5 protein-coding genes are annotated in these 2,449 nt (G+C 72.6%); 1 reads left to right on the forward strand and 4 read right to left on the reverse strand.

The window, feature by feature from the left end; translation table 11 throughout:
- Positions 1-42 precede the first annotated feature (42 nt).
- From rplI to rpsF, 4 genes are read right to left on the reverse strand one after another with little or no spacing between them, the layout of a single operon-like run.
- Positions 43-489 (reverse strand): 50S ribosomal protein L9, encoded by a 447-nt coding sequence (gene rplI, locus VGR37_24910; GenBank protein ID HEV2150662.1) that lies wholly within the window; start codon positions 487-489, stop codon positions 43-45.
- 30 nt (positions 490-519) lie between these two features.
- Positions 520-1,467 (reverse strand): DUF2232 domain-containing protein, encoded by a 948-nt coding sequence (locus tag VGR37_24915; GenBank protein ID HEV2150663.1) that lies wholly within the window; start codon positions 1,465-1,467, stop codon positions 520-522.
- Positions 1,468-1,689, reverse strand: a complete 222-nt coding sequence (rpsR, locus tag VGR37_24920; GenBank protein HEV2150664.1) for a 30S ribosomal protein S18 — start codon at positions 1,687-1,689, stop codon at positions 1,468-1,470.
- A gap of 3 nt (positions 1,690-1,692) precedes the next feature.
- The gene (gene rpsF, locus VGR37_24925; protein HEV2150665.1) at positions 1,693-2,064 is read right to left on the reverse strand and encodes a 30S ribosomal protein S6; all 372 of its coding nucleotides are present in this window, start codon (positions 2,062-2,064) and stop codon (positions 1,693-1,695) included.
- Positions 2,065-2,233: 169 nt separating this feature from the next.
- Between rpsF and VGR37_24930 the strand changes: the two genes are divergently transcribed.
- A partial coding sequence (locus VGR37_24930) for a hypothetical protein (protein HEV2150666.1) occupies positions 2,234-2,449 on the forward strand: 216 nt, incomplete at its 3' end.

Below are 2,449 nucleotides of genomic sequence, written 5' to 3' on the forward strand. Positions count from 1 at the left end.
CCCCCCCCCCCACGCCTCGCCTGGCCGCCGCGGCGGCCAGGCTCACCCCTCCTGGATGACCCAGACCTTGATCTCCGGGTGCACCTGCGAGTGCAGGCGGATGGGGACGGTGAAGACCCCGAGCGCCTTGATGGGCTCCTCCAGCTCGATCTGCCGGCGGTCCACCTCGAGCCCCATCTCCGCCAGCTTCTCGACGATGTCGCCGCTGGTGATGGAGCCGAACAGCTTCCCTTCCTGCCCCGCGCGCGCGTTGAAGGTGAGGGAGACCCCCTCCAGCTTCGCGGCGAAGGCGCGGGCCCCCGAAAGGGTCTCCGCTTCCTGCGCGTCGCGCTGCGCCTTCTCCCGCTCGATCTGGCGCACGTTGGAGGCGTTCGCCTCGTAGGCGAGCCCCTGCGGGATCAGGTAGTTGCGGGCGTAGCCCGGCTTCACTTCCACGACCTCCCCGGCGTTGCCGAGGTTCTCCAGCCGCTCTCTGAGGATGACCTGCATGATGGACGACTCCTTGGGATAAGCAAACGGTCAGGCGCGGGAGGCCTGGGCCCCGCGCTTCCGAAGATCCAGCCAGGTGTCCCCGAGGCCGACCAGGAGCGCGGCGACGAGGACCATCTGCGCGACGGGCGTGAGCGCGAAGAGCCCGATCGCCAGCCCCACGAACACCGGGGACACCCGGGTCGCGTGCAGGAAGACGCCGAGCCCGCGGAGCGCGTAGAGCCCGCCCATGAAGACCAGCGCGTTGGCCCCGGCCCGCATCCCCGCCGCTCCCAGCGGGAGCACCAGGAGGAGGAGCCCCGCCACGGCGACCCACACCAGGTGGTCGCTGAAGCGGAACTCCCGGAGCGGGCCGAGCCGGCCCCACCGCTCCCCCTGCGGAGCGAACCGGACGAAGATCCACCACGCCAGCGCCAGCGTGGCGAGCGTCTGCAGGGCGGCCAGGGCCGGGAACACCGTCCACTGCGCCTCGCCCGCCGTCCTGACGGCCCCGGCGAGCGCCTCGCCCCACTCGGCCCCGGCGGGCGCCTGCGCGGTCAGGCGGGCGCCGAGCTCCGCGCTGACCTCACGGATTCCGTCCCGCACCGCGGCGTCGTAGCGACGCCACGCCCCAGTGGCGCCCAGCCACGCCCCCACGACCGCCGCCGCGGAGGCGACGGCCGCCAGGGCGCGGGGAAAGAAGGGCCACCCCGGGAGGGCGAGCCCCGCCAGCACGAACGCCCCGACCGCGACGAGCGTCCATGCGAGGGTGACGGAGCCGGCGATCCCCGCTCCGGGGACGCCGAGCGCCGCCAGCGCCAGCCCCGCCAGGCCCAGCGCCACGGTCGCGGGGCGCCGCGGCGGCAGAGCGATCAGGAGCACGGAGAGCGCGGCGGCGAGCAGGAAGGGCCAGGCGAGGACGGGAAAGAGCATCGCGGCGACGGTAAGCGCTGCCGCGGTCCCCCACCGTCCCCGGCCGGACTCCTCCTGCGGGCCCACTCAGCCCTCGTGCCCCGCGATGTACGGAAGCAGGGCCAGGTACCGCGCGCGCTTGATCGCGGTGCCCACCTGGCGCTGGTGGCGCGCGCAGGTCCCGCTGATGCGGCGGGGAAGGATCTTGCCGCGCTCGGTGATGAAGCGGGACAGGGTGCGCTCGTCCTTGTAGTCCAGGGTGCGGACGCCGGACTCGCAGATGGAGCAGGTCTTTCTCTGTGGACGCATGGTTTACTCCTCCTCCGCCTCGTCGCCTTCCTCGTCTTCCTCGCGCTTGGGCTGGGGCGGGACGGGGGTGGTGGCGAGGTCGCCCTCGTTGACGACGATCAGGTACCGCAGCAGCTCCTCGTCGAGCGTCAGGATGCGCTCGAACTCGGGGAGACGGTTGCCGTCGGTGTTGAAGTGGGTCACGACGTAGTAGCCGCTCGTCTGGTCCTCGATGGGATAGGCGAGCTGGCGGCGCCCCCAGTGGTCGACGGCGGTGATCTCGCCGCCGTCCTCGCCCGCGACCAGGGCGTGGAAACGGGTGAGCCTGTCGTTCACGCCGTCCTCTTCGAGCGACGGGTGAAAGATGTACACGATCTCGTAGTCTCTCAATGTCACCGATCCTTTGGACATGAGGCCCCGCGCCGGTGAGCGCGGAGCAGGGACAAAAAAGTGCCGCCCCCGCATTTCGGGGACAGCACGAGAATATAGCACGTCGCTCCGCGTACGACAACCGGCGCCCCCGGCGCGGTTTGACAGCGCCGCCGCCGCCCCGCAGCTTGCCGGGATGGACCTCCACCGCTTCTCCGCCCACCCGCTCCTCGCCGGCTACTCCGCCGTCTCGGAGGGAACGACGCGGATGCTGGTCCGCCGCGGGTATGGGGCGCACGCCGCCCTGCTGGGGCTCCACGGGACTCCCGTTGCCGCCGCGGGGTGGGCCGGCGGCGGGCGCGAGCCCCACCCCGTCGTGGCGCTCCCGGGCGGCGAGTGGGCGGTGGTCCGC

The sequence above is a fragment of the Longimicrobiaceae bacterium genome (assembly GCA_035936415.1).
Taxonomy (GTDB): domain Bacteria; phylum Gemmatimonadota; class Gemmatimonadetes; order Longimicrobiales; family Longimicrobiaceae; genus JAFAYN01.

What these genes read in the sequence shown, in the direction of transcription:
- rpsR (HEV2150664.1), bottom strand. Translation starts at nt 1,689, where the DNA reads ATGCGTCCACAGAGAAAGACCTGCTCCATCTGCGAGTCCGGCGTCCGC.
- rplI (HEV2150662.1), bottom strand. Translation starts at nt 489, where the DNA reads ATGCAGGTCATCCTCAGAGAGCGGCTGGAGAACCTCGGCAACGCCGGG.